Raw genomic sequence first — 19,083 nt, 5'->3', positions numbered from 1 at the left:
GGGTTAAATACGGCGCATGATCAATGCGAGGACTGTTTTTCCAGCCAGGACGGGTCCAGATAGGCGGCGAATTGCGCGCGGGGCAGCACGGCCGGCAGACGCTGCTGAGAGACCAAAAATTGAGCGGTGGATTCCAGCGTATCCACAAAGCGGCCCTTCCGACCGGTATGGCCCAAATAGTCCTGACCGGTTTGCTCCGCGCAGGGCACCACTTTCACGCCTTTCATCATCCGGGTGGCGTCCGGCAGGGAAATGGACAGTTCCTCGGCAATGATTTTGGCGGTGTCATCCGGATTTTTCAGCCAATAATCAATACCCTCACATTCGGCGGCGACGAATTTCCGCACATCGTCCGGGTATTTTTTGGCGAAGTCATTCATGACCAGGCCGATATCCCAGGTAGGATAGCCTTTTTTGGCCATTTCACCGGAATACATCAGGATTTTGCCGCCGTTTTGCACCACTTTGTTCAGACCCGGTTCCCAGAACCAGGCGGCATCGATATCGCCGCGTCCCCAGGCCGCCACAATATCGGTGGGCGACAAATCGAGAATGGTCAACTGGCTGGGTTTAATACCGGCCTGTTTCAGGGCCTGCAACAATAGATAATGCGTGGTCGTGCCAAATGGCGCGGCGACGCGTTTGCCGATCAGATCGTGAATAGAATGGATATTGGCTGAATCGCGCACCGCCATGCCTTCGATGGTATTCAGTACGTCGAAAACCATGATTCCCTTAAACGGCAGGTTGCGCGTCATACCGATAGTGGCCGGCGGGTTGCCCAGAACGCCAAAGTCCACCTGATTGCCGGCCATGGCGCGCAGCATATCGCCGCCACCGTCCAGTTTGACGTAATGTATTTGGGCGCCGGGGATATGTTTCCCGATTAAACCGAGGTGTTTGGTTACCAATTCGGCATTCACCAATCCCAGATAACCGACATTGATCTGTTCCGGCGAAGCGGCATAGATCTTGGCGGCGGACATGACGCCGAGCATCAAGGTGACGGCGGTGATAAGCTTTTTCATCGCAGGTTCTCCAAAAAATAAAGTGACGTTTATTCCGGCAACGGTATCGATAGTTTCACTATCCCCGTTATGCGTTACGACTGACTCTGCGTTCACACTATGTGAAATAGTGGCTTTTCATACTTTACATCGCCTCTTGGTTGACGCGATGCCATTGGGATGATGTGGAATATGCGTTCAATGACGTGTCCAGGGCATCAACAAACGGCCGATAAACTGCATAACCAAATCCAATAAAATACCGGTCAGGCCTAAAACAATTAACCCCATAATCACCACATCGGATAATAGAAACTTTGCCGCATCCCATATCATCCAACCTATCCCGGCGGAAGCCGCGACAATTTCCGCCGCTACCAATACGGTATAGGTAAATCCCAATGAAATTCTCATTCCGGCTAAAATCGTCGGGCCGGCGGCCGGCAAATAGACGGTCAAAACAATTTGCCGATGACTGGCGCCTAAACTCCTCGCCGCGCGAACATAGAGCGGATCGATATTCTTTACCGCCTGTTTGGTGGCGATAATTAATCCCGGCAATGCCGCCAAAAATAATAAGGCGAATTTAGAACGTTCACCGATGCCCAGCCACATCACCAATAGCGTATACAAGCCCAGTGGCGGTAAAGGGCGATAAAATTCAATTAAAGGCCGCAATAATGCATTGGCCCGCTCGGAGGTGCCCATCAGAATGCCGAGCGGTATACCCACCGCGCACGCCGCGACAAACGCGGTAATGATCCTATAAAGGCTGGTGGCGACATGTACCAGCAAAGTATGGCCCTGATACCCGGTGGTCGCGACGGTAATAAACGCCTTGAAAACCGCCATCGGCCCCGGCAGCAGCATAGGGTTGGTCAGGCCGAGCGCCGAGCAGGCAATCCACAAGGCGAGAAAGAACACCACCGTCATGGTCGATAAGAGATAGCCGCGTTTACGGTTGCTCAGCCGGAATCGACGGTTTTTTTTCATGGTTTCAGCCACCAGCCGCGCCCTTAAGAATTCCCAGTATAGTCAATGCATAAAGCCGCGTCGCCATGACCGCCTTTGAGATGGAAATGGACTCGTTGTCCACCGCCCAGCCATCTTCGCCGGGCCCGATGGTGACGGCGTTTATCCCCGCTTCGCGCAACCTTATCGTATCGTTGAAGGCATTTTTGCGGTTGGGGATCGGCGCGACGTCGTTCATCAGCTTTCGATAGGATGAAGATATCGTCAGGCAGGGCTCTTCATTTAACGGCACCGGCGTGGTCGGCGCGACGAAGAGCGAGTCCGGCACCTGCCTGACCGTTATCGAGATATCCTGTCGCTCGCCGAGAAATTGCCTTGCCTGCCGGTTAACATCCTCGATGATGCTTTCCAGCGTCATGCCGGGCACCAGGCCCACCACCGCAAGGGTAATGACGCAGGCGCCCGGCGAGAATTGCATTTCCCCCTCAAGCCCCCCCTGAATGCGGACAATAGTGACGCAGGGCGGGGTGTGGCCCATAAAATCCGTGGGCTGGTGGGTAAACGCCATGTTTTGCAGCGCGGGGATAAAGGCCGCCGCTTCCACCACGGGATTGATGCTGATATCCGGCCGCCAGATGTGCGATTTGGCGCCGATCACGCTGACTTCCAGCAAGCAATGCCCGGCGTTGGCGATGGAAAGGTTCATGCCCCATTCGCCGTCGGCGGGACCCCAGGCGGTAGGTTCGGCGGTAATGGAGTAGTCGGCGCGGATACCGATTTCCTGGGTCAGATAGAGGGAGCCATAAGTGCCGTTGCGTTCCTCATCGACGCAGAAACAATAAATCAGGTCGCCGGCGAAGGTCACCCCTTCCTCTTTGAGGACCTGCGCCGCCAATAAACAGGCGGCCATGTTGCCGCGGGTGTCCGATGTCCCGCGTCCATAAAGCAAATCGCCGTGGCGGGTCGCGTTATAAGGATCGAAACCGGTTTTATCCCAGCGTTCCGGCTCCACCACCGGATAGGTATCCAGATGATCATTGATCATCAGCGAAGGTCCTGCGCCGGAACCTTTAAGGACGCCCACGACGTTCGGACGATGGCGCACGGCTTCGTAAATGGCGACATCCATGCCCAGGGCCTCGAATTTGCCCGCCACCCGCATGGCGATGGCTTCCTCTTCCGCGCCGGGCAGATCGGGATCGAGGGGATTGCCGGAGCGGGGCTGGCCGGTGCGAATCAACTCGCGCGCCAAATCCAGCCAACGTTGTTCGGTGATCCGGGCCAGCACGCGCTGTTCCAGTTCGGTTAACGACTTGTTATGCATTCTGGCCGCCGCTTTTCAGGTTTTCTGGACTCCGCGGGGGAGTCGGATTGGGGTTTGATTACAATCTAGCAAAGAGATATGTTGAGATCTGCTGCTATTTTTTCACATTATTGACACAAAAAACTCAACACCCGGAGGGCGGATCTTTGCGCAATTTAACGGTCTATCGCTATATCGACGCCATCGCGCGGACAGGATCGATCCGCAAAGCGGCGGAAACGCTGGCCATCACGCCATCGGCCCTTAACCGGCGCGTGCTGGCGCTGGAAGAAGAGCTGGGCGTGCCGTTGTTCGAGCGGTTAGGCAACGGCGTGCGCCTGAATACCGCCGGTGAACTGATTATCACGCTGTTTCGCCGCCAGTTGGCTGAAGTGGAACGCCTGAAATCGCAACTGGCCGATCTGTCCGGATTGCGGCGTGGGCATGTTTCCGTGGTCTGTAGCCAGGCTTTACTGCCGTATTTTCTGCCGCGTCAGATCCATTTATACCAGGCGCTTTATCCCGGCGTGACTTTTCGGGTGCATGTGCGGGATGGCGAGGCGGCCGGCAAGGAGTTACTGGATTATTCCGCCGATTTCGCCCTGTTGTTCGAACCGCTGCCGTCCAACGACTTCCTGACCATACTCACCGTCAAACAACCGGTACACGCGGTGATGTCCCAGGAACATCCGCTGGCGATCAAAACGTCGCTCAAGCTTAGCGAGTGTGTCGCCTATCCACTGGCCATGCCGTCGGCGCCCTATGCGTTGCACAGTTTTCTACGGGTGGCCCTGGCGAAAATTTCTCATAATGTCGAACCCACGGTGGAAGCGGACAGTTATGTTTTTTTACGGAATTTCGCCGCCGTACCGCCGGTTATTGCGTTTGAATTACAAATCGGCGCGCCGCCGGAACTGATCGGCATGGGGCTTGTGAGCATCCCGGTGGAACTGGGCGAGCACGGCGCGGGGCATTTGCATCTGATCCAGCTCAAAGGCCGGGCTTTATCCGTGGCCGCCGCGCGTTTTCTGGATCAACTGGGCAATGCATTATCGAATCTGTCATAAGCCTATTGCCTATTGCCTATTGCCTATTCAGGGAATAAGCAATCACACCACCCGCTAATCTTGTATTCATCCGGTATGCAAAGGAGGAGGCAATATGCCCGCCCCGAATGAACCTTGCGCCATAAGGGGTATCGGCTGATCGTTGGAATAAAGATGAATATTCTGATCCCGACCCTACCGTCTCAGCGATGGAAATCGCATTGCCGCGACACCGGACAAGGTATGTCTGGCGCAAAAGGGTTATGCTGAAAGCTTATGACATGCGAGCGGCAGACAGGATGATGGCGTGAGTGGAATGAGCGACAAGGGCGCGCCGCCGGCGCCGGATAACCGGGATGCCGTGCTGGCCGCCGCTTGGCGGCGCAGCGAAACGCGGTTGCGTCCGGACATCTGGCGAATGCCGCCGCGGGCCAGTGGCATGACTTTTCAGTCCCTTTGCCAGCGGCAGCGCGATGTGTTGGTATTGGCGCAGGCGACGCTGGAGGATGCCTGGGAATACATGGCGCCCCGCCCTTGCGTACTACAGATTATGAATGCCAGCGGTTGCGTGCTTTGGCAGTGCGGCGCCGTCGAGGTGACAGAGCGACTGGCCGTGCTCGGTATTTTGCCCGGCTGCTACTGGTCGGAGGATTACCTGGGCGCCAACGCGCCGGCGTTGGCCATTCATACCGCCGCGCCAGTTCGGCTGAGCGGCGGCCAGCATTTCAAAGCCGCCCTGCATCCCTGGCATTGCTGCGCCACGCCGGTTTTCGACAGCACCGGCAGATTGCAGGCGGCGATTGCCTTGATTGCGCCGGCCGGTCAGCAAGCCGACGCCGATCTGGCGTTAACCTTGGCGCTGGCGCGCGAGGTGGGCGATGTGCTGCATACCGATAGCCTGCTGGCGGAAAACAATCGCCACCTCAACGCCCTGTACGCATTGCTCGAAGGGGTGGAAGACGGTGTGTTGGCCTGGGATCGGCAGCAGCGCGTGCAGTATCTCAACCAGCACGCGGCGGATATGCTGGCGCTGGATGGGGTGGCCAGCGTCGGTAAGCGGCTCGATGAATTGCTGATTCTGCCGGCCCTGGTGCAAAACGCCATGCGGCAGCATACGCCGCTCAGTCGGGTGGAGGTGACCTTTGAAACCCTGCGCCAGGCGTTTTTGCCGCTGCAATTGACGCTCAAACCCGTGCAGGACGGCGATCACTACGGCTTTATCGCGTTATTGCATCCCATCGCCCAACTACGCCAATTGATACATCTGCAATCGGTGCGGCAAGCCCGTACCTTCGAGACCATGCCGGCCGGTTCGGCGGATATGCGCCGTCTTTTACGTTATGGACGGCGGGCGGCGCAAGACGATCATGCCATGCTGCTGTGCGGTGAGGGCGGAGTGGGAAAAATGGCGCTGGCGCAAGCGATCCACGCTGCCAGCGACAGGCGCGACGGGCCGTGGTTGGCGGTGGATCTGCAAACCGTCACGCTCAGGGATATGGCCCGTGAATTGCTGGGCTGCGATGCCAGCGAGGGCGATGCCGGACAGCCGGGTAAATTCGAACTGGCCAACGGCGGTACGTTATATCTGGAGCATATCGAATACCTGTCGCCGGAGCTACAGTCGTCATTACTGCAAATGCTTAAAACCGGGCGGATCATGCGTCAGAATTCCAGCCGCATTCTGCCGGCGAATGTGCGGCTTATTGCCGCGAGCGCCGCCAATCTGCCGCAACTGGTGCAGGCCGGCCGCTTCCGCCGGCAATTGTTCTATACCCTGCGCAGCTTTGCCATTGAAATCCCGCCGTTACGGCGGCGGCCGGCGGATATTCCCGCGCTGGTGGATCACCACCTGCGTCTGCTGGAGACGCATTACCATCGTAAATACCAAATTGACCAGGAAGCGCTGGCGCAACTGACGCGTTACCGCTGGCCGGGCAACGATGAAGAGTTGGAGGGAATGATCGAACGGGCGGCGATGGTATGCCGGCAACAGCGCATTCGGCTGGCGGATTTGCCGGAGCATCTTGCCGCCGAAGCGAGCGGCCCGGAAGATTCCACAACGCCGTCGTCCGCCTTCTCCCTGGCGGAAACGGAACGACAGGCTATTCTGCGCGCCGCGCGCGCCGGTCAAGGGCAACCCCAGGCCATCGCGCGGCTATTGGGTATTGGCCGCACCACGCTGTGGCGCAAGCTGCGGCTCTACGGTATTGATTTGACCCAGTTCAGGCAATAAGCAACGTCCCCCCTACCGGATCCAGCGTGACGGATTGACCATCGCGAACCTTAACGGCCAGGCCTCCCATGTTGACTACTATTGGAATGCCCATGGCCCGCGCCAGTATGGCGGTGTGGGACAGAGGATGGCCGCCTTCCAGCGCGATGCCCGCGATCCGGCGGCGATCCAGCGAGGCCAGCCGGGAAGGAAACAACTCGGCGCCGATCACTATGTACTCACCGGCCGGCAGTGGCGCCGGCGCCGGCGCGTTATTGAGGATTCCCAGCAGTCTAGCTTGCAGATCGCGCACATCCAATTCCCTGACCCGCAAATAGGTGTCCTCCAGGCCGGCATAAAGCGCCGCCATGGCGTCGGTCTCCCGTCGCCAGGCATTCGCGGCGCCGTCCCGCCGGGTGATGGCCTCGTCAACCGCCGCCACGAGATCTTCATCGTCCAACAGCATGGATTGCGCTTCAAAAATACCGGCGAAACGCGTGCCGAGGCGATTGGATATCTCCCGGCGCAGTTGCGCCAATTCCCGTTGCGCCCGAACGACGGCTTCGGCGAAGCGTCGCCGCTCGCGCGCCGGATCGGTTATGACGACATCGTCCGGCGGAACATCCGTCAACCACCGCGCGGGGGCGGTCACGCTTCCCTCGGCGACCGGTTTGCCATGTAACAACGTACCGTCGCCGGTGGGAAGCAACTCGCCGAAACCGGCGCGCGCTTCCTCAAGGAAAGCCGCTAGGGCCGCTTCGGCTTGCTCGCCTTCGGCGTGCAAAACAATCTTATCGCCCTGACGCACCTGCAAGGCGGCCACGTGATTCAACCGGACGGCGTTGGCGAATCGGCCGGCCTTTTCCAACGTCAGACGGGCGTTGAAGGGAGACAACGCCGACACCAGCCGCGCCGCCGGACGGGCATGCAGGCCCTGGGGATTTTCCACCCGCCAATCGGCACGGCGGGCGTCTTTGGCCGGCGGCGGCGTCAGCGGCTCGGCGGCGGGCGGCGCTTCGCCCAACTGCTCGCGCTTGGCGTCCAGCGCGCCGGCCGCCTCGGCCAGTACGTCGTCCAGCGCCGCGCCGCCGGAAGCCGCCACCGCGGCCGCCAGGACGCCTTCCACCAGCGGCGCGGCGCTGAGTCTCACCCGTTCGGCGTAATCAGGATCCAGCAAGTCCAGGGCGGTTTCGGCGCTGAGCAACGCGCTGCCCAGATCCATGAACACCACGACGCCGGAAGGATCGAAGACAGACTCAATGGCCGTCATGATCTTTACCGCGTCGGTGCCGATGGGGTGCTCTTCATCGTCTACCCCGGCCGCGACGGCCAGGCGGCAACCACCGTCCCGAATCATCTGTGCCGCCAGTTTCGCCACGCCTTCCGCCAATTCGGCACTGTGGGAAACCACTACAAGGTTAACCATGACTACCCCCGTCCGGCCTCATTCGCCGCCTCGGCCAGGGCGCGTATCATCAGCATGACTGATGTGGCGCCGGGATCCTGATGCCCGATGCTGCGCTCGCCCAGATAGCTGGCCCGTCCCTTGCGCGCCCGCATGACGATGGTGCCTTCCACGGCTTCCTGGGCCCGGATGACCGCGCGATCCAGCGCCGACGCCAGGTCATCACCGTTGTCCTGCGCCTGTTGCAGCGTCTCAACCACCGGCCACCATACGTCGCACATGGTCTTGTCGCCCGGTTCGGCTTTTCCACGGGCGACCACGCCTTCAACGCCTTCCCTGAGCATGGCGCACAGCTCGGGCAATTCCAGACTTTGCCGGGAGGCGGTGCTCTGCGCGGCACGGATAAAAAACGACCCGAATAACGGTCCGCTGGCGCCGCCGACGCTGGACAGTAGAATCATGCCCGTGTTTTTCAGGATGAAACCAATATCTTTATCAGCGAATGTGGGCAGTTTTTCAGCGACTTTACTGAACCCGCGGTGCATATTCAAACCGTGGTCGGCGTCGCCTATTTCGGTATCCAGTTGGGTCAGAAAATCGCGTTGCTCTTGAAAAACCTCCGCGCAACGCGCCAGCCAGTCGACTATCTGTTGCTTGGTTAATGCCATGTCTCCCTCCCTTAACAGCCCCAGCGCAGAGCCGGAGTATTGACCGGCGCGTCCCAGAGCTCCAGGGTTTCGCGGTCGGCCCTCATCAGTGTGATGGACATGCCGTACATATCCAGCGAGGTGCACCAGGACCCCACCAGGCAGCGGGCGATATCAATGCCGGCATCGGCGCAGCATGCCGTCAGGCGGTGGTACACTCCATAGAGCTCTGAAAGCGGGACACCGCCAAGATTATTGACCATGGCTATCACCTGATCGCCGCGGCCCAATGCCTGGCGATGCTGGGTTTCTTCCCGCCACTGGCCGTTTTCACGATCCCAGCGGCGAATGGTGCGCTGGTAATCGCCGTTCTCAATAAGGGTGGCGAACATCTGATCCACTGTATCGTCCAGGGTGCGGAATGTGCGACGTTCGATGCCGGGTTCGCCGTGGATGCCCACGCCGAATTCCATTTCGTCCTCTTTAAGGGTGAACGACGGTCGGCCGGCCGCCGGCACGGTACAGGCGCCCAGGGCCACGCCCAGCGAAAAGCCGTTGTTATTGTATCGATGTCCCAGTTCCTGAAGTTTTTCCAGACCGTCGCCGCGCGCCGCCGCCGCCCCAAGCAGCTTTTCCAGCACCACGGTATTGGCCACGCCGCGCCGCCCGGCGGTATACAGGCTGTCTTTGACCGCGACATCGTCATCCACCAGGACGGTGGCTACCGGGATACCGGCATCGTGCAAGAGCTCGGCGGCGGTTTCGAAATTCATGACATCGCCGGTATAGTTTTTGATAAGCAGCATGACGCCTGGTCCGCCATTGAGCGCCATGCCGCATTCATACATCTGGTCCGGCGTGGGCGAGGTAAAGATCTCCCCTGGGCAGGCGCCGTCCAGCATGCCGTCGCCGATATAACCGGCATGCATCGGTTCGTGCCCGCTGCCGCCGCCGGAAATCAATGCCACTTTATCTTTTACCGGCGCGCCGGCGCGGGTAACGTACACAGGGTCCCGGTGAAGCGTCAGGGCAGGGTGAGCCGCCACCAGTCCGGCCAATTGACCGGCAAGCAAATCATCCACGCCATTGATGAATTTTTTCATAATGAGTTCCTTTTGTGCAGGGTGTGGGGGAATTGCTAGGAGCATAGAAGGAAAAACCGGTCGGGGGAATTCGCTGATTCTTGTTCCTTTTTGAGACGGATTTCGCCGCCACGCGTTTCAAAATGAAACGCAAAAGGCGCCTTATGCCATCAATTTGCGTGCCGCCGCACAGTTTGGCCGGCGCCGCCTGACCGCGATGAAAAATTGCTGGCGCATTCGCCGACGCTATATACGGCGGTAGGTCGTTGTCCTGGCAAACCAGGGGATAAAAATTTGGATAAGCGGACCAATGGTCACGGCATAAATCACCGTGCCTATTCCCAGCGTCCCGCCCAGCAGCCATCCCACCGTCAATACAGTGAGCTCAATGGCCGTGCGGACATATTTTATCGACCAACCGGTACGCCTGTTGATGCCGGTCATCAGACCATCACGCGGGCCAGGACCAAAATTCGCGCCGATATACATCGCCGTCGCGATGGCATTGATGACGATTCCGCCGAGCAACAGCCCTCCCCGAAGGACGATATCGTCAACGGGCGGCAGTAGCGATAACGTGGCATCCGCCACCACTCCCAGCACGATCACATTACTGACCGTGCCCAGGCCAGGCAACTGCCGCAGGGGGATCCATAATACTAAAACCGCCGCGCCGACCAAAATGATGACATGACCGATGGAAAGGGATAACCGCCCCGCCAGGCCCTGATGGAAAACATCCCAAGGATCCAGACCGAGATTCGCCCGGATATAAACCCCAATCGACAAGCCATAGAGGGATAATCCCGTATAAAGTTGCAACAGTCGGCCCAGCATTGTTTGATCCTTAGCAAGTAAAAAGTCCCTATCAGTCATACTCAAAATAGGACTTGGATTTAATAGCCAGTTTTAATAAATTGGACTGCTATGTCACTACGCCGCGTTGGAAGCCAGTCCTTGATTCATCTTTTGGGCCACTGGCGACAAAATACTTCCCGGGCGCCGCTATGGCGGCAACTGGCGGAGGCCTTGCGCCTCTTGATTCTTGATAGCCGTCTTGGTCTGGATAATCGCCTGCCCGGCGAGCGGGAACTGGCCGCCGCCTTGCAGGTGAGTCGTACCACCGTGGTAAGCGCGCTTAATCAACTAAGGGAGGAAGGGTATCTGCAAAGCCGCCAGGGCAGCGGTAGCCGCGTGGCGCTGCCTGCGCAAAGACCCACGATCCCCACCCGTTCCGCGGCTCCCGATGCCCTTGATCTCTCCGTCGCCTCTTTGAGCGCCGGTTGCGAGATCCATCAGGCTTATCAGCATGCGCTCGCCATGATGCCGTACTATCTCTCCGGCGCCGGTTATGCGCCGCAAGGGTTGACTTTGCTTAGAGACGTTATTGCGAAACAATATTGCCTCAGGGGGCTGCCGACCGAAGCGGACGAAGTGATGATTGTCAACGGCGCGTTGAACGGTTTTGCGCTGATCTTGCGTTTGATGACGGTACCGGGGGACCGGGTACTGATAGAACATCCCACCTATCCGTTGGCGATAGAAGCCATTAAAGGCGTATCATGCCAGCCCATCGGTTTCGCCATGGCGGCGGCGGGGTGGGATGTCGCGGGTTTTATGGCCAGGATCGCCCAGACGGCCCCCCGTCTCGCCTACCTGATTCCGGATTATCAGAATCCCACCGGTTTATGCATGGATGCCGCCACTCGCGAAGTCATCGCCTCCGTCGCCGCCAGAACCCGCACTCCGTTGGTCATTGACGAAACCATGGCGGATTTATGGTACGACGAGCCTCCCCCCTTGCCGATGGCGGCATTCCATCGGCAAGCCGCGATATTCACCCTGGGCTCGGCATCGAAAAGTTTCTGGGGGGGATTACGGGTGGGCTGGATCCGGGCACCGCGCCGACTCATCGCATCGCTGGTGCAAATCCGCGACACTCTCGATCTGGGCAGCCCCATTCTGGAACAGGTCGCCGTCGCGTGGCTTGTGCAACAGGCCGGGCTGCTTATGCCGCCACGCCGTGAATTACTGAAACATCGTCGCGATGAAACCTGTGATTTACTCAGCCGGTATTTTCCTGAATGGGAGTTCACCCGGCCGGACGGCGGGCTGTCCCTTTGGCTTAAACTCCCCGGCATGCTGGCGACCGCTTTTGCCTCACGGGCGGAAAACGCCGGCATTCACCTGGGAACGGGAACCCGGTTCGGTCTAAACGGCGCGTTCGACCGCTTTCTAAGAATGCCCTTTGTCACCGACCGGGACACCCTGGCCGGCGCGTTATCCACCTTGCGACCCCTATGGTTGGAACTGCTTGACCAGCCCCTCGCCGCTGGACGAATGGTCTTGCGATGATGACCAATTGCGCCGGCGGAAGAGCTGCCGACGCTTTTAGGCATGCCTGCGGCGCTGGAATGCCTATTCGCCCGCGGGTTGCGTCTCAGATTGACCCTGATGCACGGCGATATAACGCTGGTAGCGGGACGGCTTGAGTTGACGCAGGTCGACCAGAACCAGACCGTCGATACAGTTATTGAATGCCGGATCGCAGCCGAAATCGATAAACTGCACACCGCCGGTTTCGCACAGCTCGGAGTATTGTTTATAGAGCGGGGGGATACTGCAGCCGAAATTGCCGAACATGCGTTTTAGCCGATGCAGATCCTCTTGATAATTATCGCCAGTGAACTGGGCCAATACCGAGGGCAATGACGCGGGGTAGGGGCGGCGCGATACCGCCAGCGGCAGACTTGGCGCGAAGTAGAGCCGGTAGAAGGCCACCAGCAGGTCGCGCGCCGCCACCGGCAGCCCGCCCGAAATGGATACCGGTCCGAACAAGTAACGGTATTGCGGGTATTTGGCCAGATAGGCGCCGATACCCACCCACAGGTAATCCAAACTGCGTTTGCCCCAATAAGTCGGCTGGATGAAACTGCGGCCGAGCTCAATACCCTGGGCCAGGATGTCATCCATTTGGTGTCCATAATTGAACAGGCTGTGGGTGTAGATGCCGTTGATGCCTTTATGACGATACTGTTCGCTGGTGGGAATAAACCTATAGGCGCCGACGATTTCCAGCGCCTCGCCGTCCCAGAGGATCAGGTGATAATAGTCGTCGTCGTAGCCGTCAAGATCCCGTCGCCTGCCGCTGCCCTCTCCCACGGCGCGAAAAGCGATCTCCCGCAAACGCCCGAGCTCGCGCAGTATCGGCACGTAGTCTTCGCCATTGCGGCGGTACAGGTAGATCGTTTTACCGTCCGGCAAATGACCGAGTACCTCGCTGGCTTCCAACGCGCGTTTGAGAACGGCGCGATCTTCCGGCCGCGCGATGGCGGATTCGCTGCGAAACAGCCCCGCTTTACCCTGTCCCAGCCGGTAAACGTGGCGGCGAAAACGCCGGGCCAGATCCTTGGCCTGGGTATGGCCGTCATGCCAGCAGGAGAAGGGAATACGGGCGCCGATGCGCAATCTGAGACGGCTGCCGCCCTGCAAAAACATTTCCCGTACCAGCAGCAAAGTGGACAAAGGCCGGTAAAGGAGGGAACAGCCGTAAAACATCATGCTATTGCGTCCGCCGATATGCACCGGCACGATGGCCGCGCGGGTTTTAGCCGCCAGGCGAATGAAACCGGCATGCCAGTGGCCGTCGCGTATGCCTTTGGCGCCGAGGCGGGATACCTCGCCGGCGGGGAAGAGAATCAATACCCCCTGCTTTTCCAGATGCGCCTGCATAAGGGTAATTTGGGCGCGGCTGGTGCGATTGCCCATGTTATCCACCGTAATCATCAGGCTACTCAACGCATCGACACAGGAGAGTACCCGGTTGGCGACAATTTTCACGTCCGCCCTGACCGCGGCTACGGCATGCAGCAAAGCCAGGCCATCCAGCGTGCCAAGCGGATGATTGGCCACCAGCACCACCGGACCGTAGCTGGGAATCTGTTCCAAGTCGCGTTCGGAGAACTCGCAGCGTAAATCGAAATAGTCCAGCATCTGCTCCACCAAATCCAATCCCTTAAGATGGCGATATTCCTCGGCGAATTGATGGAAGGCTTTTTCGTGAAACAGATAACCTAATATACGACGCTGCCAGGGCGCAGTTTTACGTCGTGGATTGTAATCCGCCAGCACCGAATCCAGGCTAAACATAGAAACACCTCCAAATAAGATGTTTCAAAAATAAACGGGGTGGATGACATTTCAATGGCAGCCATATGATGTCGTTAGCCGCGCGGGTTAGGGTATTACCAAACGTTACCAGCGTACCGAGAGAGGGGCGGGATGTCCCGTTATCACCACTAACCCCACTATTTGCCATGTGTTTCCAGATATTTAAACAGTCGCTTTCATTAACGCCATTGATTCGCATCGTCCCTGGCGGGGGACGCAATAGGATGTCGATTATATGACGATATTATGACAACTCGTCGACGGTGATAATATCTCCGTCATATTTCACGTTGCCTTTTTGTTGGCGATGTTCGTTCATCCCGGTTGCCGCGTCGTCTCTGCCGCCGCGATGCAACTCGAAGTATATGGAGTATAAATTAGGGATTGCATTTATTTTTGTTACTGGCGTAATAACGTTATTCCTCCTCGCGATGATATGAACCATGCCGACGGAAAATTTACAGCAACTGAATTTTAACGATGAAGTCACGGGGCTGATATACGGTTATGTTTTTGCGCCGTATAAGGCGCCCCGGCGGATTTCCTCCTGGGAAGTTATCCAGGAATTCAATAGGCTTGCGCCGGAATCAGGTTTCATCTGGCTGCATGTCAATCTCAATCATGCCACTGCTGAAAAATGGCTGAAAAGGCATTTCGACTTGGCGGAGTTTTTCTTCGAAGAAATACGCCAGGGATCGCGCAGCACCCGGATAGAGCGCCAGGGAACGGAGCTGTTCGCCGTATTGAACGATGTCGTTTTCCATCCGCAAAGCGGGGATGACGAAGCGGCCACGCTCTGGCTGTATTGCCGGCAGCAATTGGTTGTTACCGCGCGCCATAAACCGGTCCGCCTTATTGAATTCCTGTTTCGCCGGCTTGATGAATTACAGCCGGTATCACCCACCGCGTTGCTGGTGCAATTGTTGGAGGAACAGGAGGACGTGCTCGAACAAATCGTGCGTCAGGCCAATCAATTCGTCGACGCCATTGAGGAACGGTTGCTGAGCCACCATATCAAAAACAACCGTACCGCCCTGGGGCGGCTGCGCCGGATGCTGTTACGCTATCAGCGCCTATTGGCGCCGGAGCCGGCGGCGTTGTTCCGGCTCATGAGCCGGCCGCCGTCCTGGTTGGATAACGGCGTAGTCCAGGATTTACGGCATTTCGCCGAAGAGTTTACGGTGGTGCTCAATGATCTGACGGGATTGACCGAGCGTATCCGTTTGCTACAAGAGGAGATCGCCGCCAAACAGATGGAGCAGAATAATCGCACGTTGTTTCAACTGACCGTTATTACGGTATTGGCTTTGCCCATCAATATTGTCGCCGGTTTATTCGGCATGAATGTCGGCGGCATTCCGCTGGCCGGCAGCCATCATGGTTTTCTGCTGCTGGTAATGCTTATCACCGTCTTCACCCTGATCGCCGCCTATTGGGCTTTCAGACGCCGGGGGGATGGCGGGTAAAGCGATGGCGGAGGGGGCGGCAAACTGGCTATCTGATCCCGGGAATAATGGTAGTTCAAACGTAATTCCCGGCCGGCGGAAATGAACTCGGTGGTGAAAATAGCGACCAGATTGATTTTGCGTCCGTCGGTTAGGTGCGTTTTGAATCTGGCGATCTCCACGTTGTAGCCCAATTCCCCTTGACATACTGGTTTACCCTCTTCGTTGTAGGCATATATCGTATTGATTTTAGACAGGATACCATCGCTGTCTAAATAGGTGGTCGGTTGGCTTTTTACTGAAATATCGATAATGTAGTCGTGGCTGAACAATTCGCCGTCCCCCATTTCTTTACTCGACACCAGGGTTCCGGAAAATATTCCGATACAGCGCGCCGCGGGCAAATCCTGATTCGCGATAACGCCCCATTGGCCGATCAGGGCGATTTCGTGAGGCGGCAACTCGGATTGGGTCAATTTCCGGCATAGCAGCGTGGTGTAGAGCCGCTGCCTGTCGTCTCCACTTAAACCTGGCGCGACAAAGGGTTTGATATCGGTGGCGGCGTATCGCCTCCCGGAATCAGCCACCAAAGAGAGGTTATTGATAAAACTGATATCAACCTGGGCGCCGCGAACGTCGCGCAGCGGAAAGAGCCGGTTGGCCGCGGGGTCATAACCGCGTCTGATGGCGAGCATGGCTTCTTTCAACCGGTATTTCAGCATGGATTCGAGAATACCTTCCATTGCTTTACTGGCATAATAATGCGCGGCGGCCAGTTCGTCGCCGGCCGCCACGGCTTTCTTATTGCGGCGAAGGTCCACCAGACAAGTAATCAGCATATTATCCTGAACCGGCAACGCGGCCTGGATATCCAAGCCTCGTGCCGTCAGGGCGGTCTTGTCCTGGACGGTAACCATCCGCTGGCTGATAGCGCGGGTGCATTCCAGGCCGATAGTAATGGGGCGGCAGGGATGTTCACCGCTCGCGGCTTTGCCTGATGCCTTTTGCAGCAAGCTATCGGCCACTTTTTGCCATTGTCCCCAGAGCGGACGGCAATGTTCGCAGCAATTGCGTATTTCCTGTAGTCGTTGCTGAATGTTTTCGAGCCGATATGCCGGCAAGTCGCGCAAAAACGGAAAAACAGGGATATGCGCGATAAAGTCATAAGAGCCACTGGGGTTCATCATTCCCTTCCTTGAGAGATTGGCCGCAACCGGGCCACTGGGGAACATAACCGGTCAGGATGCGGTCTCGCCTGCCGGCGCTCGACGTTCGGCGCTCATCGCAGGGCAAAGGGTAGCGGCTTGGTATGGCGGCGGCAAGACCGCCGCCGGAAGGAGTAGTAAATACCCGGTGCCGGGCAGTTCGGCGCGCCTTGGCGGCGAACCTTGTCAGGCGCGCCGGATGATCGGTTCTGGGCGATGGGGTGGGCCTGAGGCGCTATTGGGCGGATGTCTTAAATCATCATCCGTTAGCACAGCCAAGGTAAATAGCTAAAAACCAGTCTGGTATTGGACGATTTCCGCAAAAGAATTGTGCTTGTCCCCTCACGGGACATAAGTCATTACCTGCGCGGGGCGATGGCAATAGACGCCAGTACCGCCAGCGCGATGGCAAGATAACTGACGCCTTGCCAGCCGTCTTGTTCCCAGGCCAGCATCGCCGTCATGGATCCCAAGGTGCCGCCCAGGAACATGCCGCCCATAAACAAGGTATTGACCCGCCCCTTGGCTTGTGCACGCAAACCGTAGATCACATGCTGATTGGCGATAAGCGCGCTTTGCACGCCAAGGTCGAGCAGAATCACGCCGACGATGAGGCCCGTAAGGGTTGTCCAGCCGGCGAAAATCAGCCAGGACAGTAAAACCAGCGCCGCGCCCGCCGTCACTACCCGACGCCCGCCGATCCGATCGGCCAGGCGTCCGGCCGCGGGCGCCGCCAGGACGCCGGCGGCGCCCACCACGCCAAACAAGCCGGCGACGCCGGCGCCGAGTTGATAGCGTTGCGCCAGATAAAGCGCCAGAACGCTCCAAAAGGCGCTGAAAGCCGCGAACAACGAAGCCTGGGTCAGGGTGGCCTGACGCAGCCGCGGTTCTTCACGCCACAGTCGCGCCAAAGAGATCATTAGCTCGCCATAGCCAAGGGAGACCGTGGGTTTTACCGACGGCAATATTCTGCCCATGGCCAGGGCGCCCAGCAGCGCCAGCGGCACCCCCAGCAGAAACATCGCCCGCCAGCCCGCCGAGGCCGAAATGAATCCGGATAAGGTCCGGCTGAGCAAAATACCGCTGAGCAATCCGCTCATAACGGCGCCCACCACGGCGCCGCGCCTGGCCGGGGCAGCCAGGGTCGCCGCCAGGGGCACAATCTGCTGCGCCGCCGTGGCGCCGATGCCCAGCAACAAAGACGCCCCCACCAGCGTCAAAGCGGTCGGCGCGTAGGCCGCCAGCAATGACGCCAGCGCCAGTAACAGGAATTGCGCCACAATAAGTTTACGGCGATCCAACAGGTCGCCCAGCGGCACCAGCAGCAGCAATCCGGCCGCATACCCCAATTGGGTCACGGTCGGCACCAGCGATGCGCCGAACTGTCCGGGAAAGCTGGCGGCGATCATGACCAGCATCGGTTGGTTGTAATAAATATTGGCGACGGCGATACCGCAGGCCACGGCCATGGTAAAAATCAGTAAGGCGCCGAGCGCCACGTTTTTTTCCCGTGATTCCAATGATGTGAGCGACATATTTCCCCCCTTATAAATAAGGCCTTAATCGGCCGATGCGTAATGACCGCCAGCATAAGCGTTGGGCCGTCGCGACAGTAGACGGATAATGAAACTATGAGTTATTCCTGTGCGGAATGAAGCGTGGCCGTCTGGTATAGCGGCCTTTCCCGAATGGATTCGTAGAGATAATTGACGAAGGCGCGGGCCCGCGCACCGGCCAGCCGCCCGGAGGGAAACACCGCCCAGAGATCCATGGCCGGCAATTGCCAGTCATTGAGTACCGACACTACCCGGCCATCGACCAGTTCGGGCGCGAACATCCATTCCGACGCCATGGTCAGACCTAACCCGGACAAGACCAGGGCGCGAATACCTTCGGCGGCCGATACGCGGATCCGCCCCCGGCCATTGACGGCGCGGGTTTCGCCTTGCCGCCTGAAACGCCAGCGGGAACCGCCGCCGTCGCGCTGGGTGTAGACTACCGCCTGATGCGCCGGCAGATCTTCCGGGATCCGCGGTTCGCCCGTGCGGCGAAAATAGTCGGGCGTGCCGAGAATCACCCGCCGGCAGGTATCAAGCCTACGGGCGATAAGGCCGGAATCCGCCTGATCGCCCAAACGCAATGCCACATCAATGCCTTCGGCAATCAGATCGATATGGCGATCGTCAAGCACGACATCGATATCAAGTCCTGGATGGCGCTCCAGAAAACCGGCCAGCCGCGGCAGAATGTGCAAACGGGCGAACGTGACGGGCGCGCAAATGCGTAAACGGCCGGTCAGGCCCGCGCCGGACTCACGGATCGCCGCTTCGGCCTCATTGACATGATCGATGGCGCGTTTGGCGCTTTGGTAGTAATCCTCGCCGGCTTCCGTGGGGGTGAGGCCACGGGTGGAGCGGATAAGCAATCGGACGCCGAGCCGCAGTTCCAGAGTGGCGATAATCTTTGATACCGCCGGCTGGCCGAGATCCAGCCGCTTGGCCGCAGCGGTGAATGAACCGGTTTCCACGACTGTGACAAAAATTTCCATCGCCGCCAGCCGGTCCATATTATTCCTCGCTGGAATGTCTG

At 58.4% G+C, this 19,083-nt stretch carries 15 protein-coding genes; 4 read left to right on the top strand and 11 right to left on the bottom strand.

Annotated elements, in window-relative coordinates:
- Nucleotides 1-20: 20 nt before the first annotated feature.
- The 3 genes from FCN80_RS07075 to FCN80_RS07065 form a co-directional block, all read right to left on the bottom strand.
- Nucleotides 21-1,028, bottom strand: coding sequence for a taurine ABC transporter substrate-binding protein (locus tag FCN80_RS07075; RefSeq protein ID WP_136989399.1), 1,008 nt, complete (start codon nt 1,026-1,028; stop codon nt 21-23).
- Between the two features lie 177 nt (nt 1,029-1,205).
- On the bottom strand, nt 1,206-2,000 hold the full coding sequence (locus FCN80_RS07070) for an ABC transporter permease (protein WP_136989397.1): 795 nt from the start codon (nt 1,998-2,000) through the stop codon (nt 1,206-1,208).
- A 4-nt stretch (nt 2,001-2,004) separates the two neighbouring features.
- Entirely contained in the window at nt 2,005-3,303 is a 1,299-nt protein-coding gene (locus FCN80_RS07065; protein ID WP_136989395.1) for a M20 family metallopeptidase, read from the bottom strand.
- Nucleotides 3,304-3,449: 146 nt separating this feature from the next.
- Here FCN80_RS07065 and FCN80_RS07060 point away from each other — a divergent pair, with 146 nt between their 5' ends.
- Together FCN80_RS07060 and dhaR are read left to right on the top strand one after the other, a co-directional pair.
- Nucleotides 3,450-4,349: a LysR family transcriptional regulator gene (locus FCN80_RS07060; RefSeq protein ID WP_136989394.1), complete on the top strand. Its 900-nt coding sequence runs from the start codon at nt 3,450-3,452 to the stop codon at nt 4,347-4,349.
- Between the two features lie 295 nt (nt 4,350-4,644).
- Nucleotides 4,645-6,561, top strand: coding sequence for a dihydroxyacetone kinase operon transcriptional regulator DhaR (dhaR, locus tag FCN80_RS07055; protein ID WP_136989581.1), 1,917 nt, complete (start codon nt 4,645-4,647; stop codon nt 6,559-6,561).
- Here dhaR and dhaM read toward each other — a convergent pair.
- The 4 genes from dhaM to yczE all read right to left on the bottom strand — a co-directional run bounded on the left by dhaM (nt 6,551) and on the right by yczE (nt 10,511).
- Nucleotides 6,551-7,966, bottom strand: a complete 1,416-nt coding sequence (gene dhaM, locus FCN80_RS07050; RefSeq protein WP_136989392.1) for a dihydroxyacetone kinase phosphoryl donor subunit DhaM — start codon at nt 7,964-7,966, stop codon at nt 6,551-6,553. The genes dhaR and dhaM overlap by 11 nt on opposite strands.
- 2 nt (nt 7,967-7,968) lie before the next feature.
- Nucleotides 7,969-8,613 carry a dihydroxyacetone kinase subunit DhaL gene (gene dhaL, locus FCN80_RS07045; protein WP_136989390.1) on the bottom strand — a complete coding sequence of 215 codons (645 nt, stop codon included), beginning with the start codon at nt 8,611-8,613 and terminating at the stop codon, nt 7,969-7,971.
- Nucleotides 8,614-8,624: 11 nt separating this feature from the next.
- The gene (dhaK, locus tag FCN80_RS07040; protein ID WP_136989388.1) at nt 8,625-9,695 is read right to left on the bottom strand and encodes a dihydroxyacetone kinase subunit DhaK; all 1,071 of its coding nucleotides are present in this window, start codon (nt 9,693-9,695) and stop codon (nt 8,625-8,627) included.
- Nucleotides 9,696-9,920: 225 nt separating this feature from the next.
- Entirely contained in the window at nt 9,921-10,511 is a 591-nt protein-coding gene (gene yczE, locus FCN80_RS26400) for a membrane protein YczE (protein ID WP_170975332.1), read from the bottom strand.
- Nucleotides 10,512-10,631: 120 nt separating this feature from the next.
- On the opposite strand from yczE, the gene yczR reads away from it, so the two are divergent.
- Nucleotides 10,632-12,029: a MocR-like transcription factor YczR gene (gene yczR / locus FCN80_RS07030; protein WP_230492538.1), complete on the top strand. Its 1,398-nt coding sequence runs from the start codon at nt 10,632-10,634 to the stop codon at nt 12,027-12,029.
- Between the two features lie 63 nt (nt 12,030-12,092).
- Here the strand turns inward: yczR and olsF are convergent, their stop codons facing one another.
- Nucleotides 12,093-13,823, bottom strand: a complete 1,731-nt coding sequence (gene olsF / locus FCN80_RS07025) for a bifunctional ornithine lipid synthase OlsF (RefSeq protein WP_136989385.1) — start codon at nt 13,821-13,823, stop codon at nt 12,093-12,095.
- Nucleotides 13,824-14,287: 464 nt separating this feature from the next.
- Between olsF and FCN80_RS07020 the strand changes: the two genes are divergently transcribed.
- On the top strand, nt 14,288-15,310 hold the full coding sequence (locus FCN80_RS07020) for a transporter (RefSeq protein WP_136989383.1): 1,023 nt from the start codon (nt 14,288-14,290) through the stop codon (nt 15,308-15,310).
- On the opposite strand, the gene FCN80_RS07015 is transcribed toward FCN80_RS07020, so the two are convergent.
- The 3 genes from FCN80_RS07015 to FCN80_RS07005 all read right to left on the bottom strand — a co-directional run bounded on the left by FCN80_RS07015 (nt 15,274) and on the right by FCN80_RS07005 (nt 19,060).
- Complete coding sequence (locus tag FCN80_RS07015; protein ID WP_136989381.1) at nt 15,274-16,476, bottom strand: hypothetical protein; 1,203 nt, start codon at nt 16,474-16,476, stop codon at nt 15,274-15,276. The two genes, FCN80_RS07020 and FCN80_RS07015, sit on opposite strands and share 37 nt — an antisense overlap.
- Before the next feature lie 377 nt (nt 16,477-16,853).
- A complete protein-coding gene (locus FCN80_RS07010; protein ID WP_136989379.1) occupies nt 16,854-18,029 on the bottom strand; it encodes an MFS transporter in 1,176 nt (391 codons plus the stop codon).
- A gap of 101 nt (nt 18,030-18,130) precedes the next feature.
- Nucleotides 18,131-19,060, bottom strand: coding sequence for a LysR family transcriptional regulator (locus FCN80_RS07005; RefSeq protein WP_136989377.1), 930 nt, complete (start codon nt 19,058-19,060; stop codon nt 18,131-18,133).
- Nucleotides 19,061-19,083: the final 23 nt, after the last annotated feature.

Source organism: Martelella alba (assembly GCF_005217455.1).
In the GTDB taxonomy this organism is placed as follows: Bacteria; Pseudomonadota; Gammaproteobacteria; order Enterobacterales; family Enterobacteriaceae; genus Acerihabitans.
Note: the sequence above shows the minus strand (reverse complement) of the source record. Positions and strands in the feature narration are given on the sequence as shown.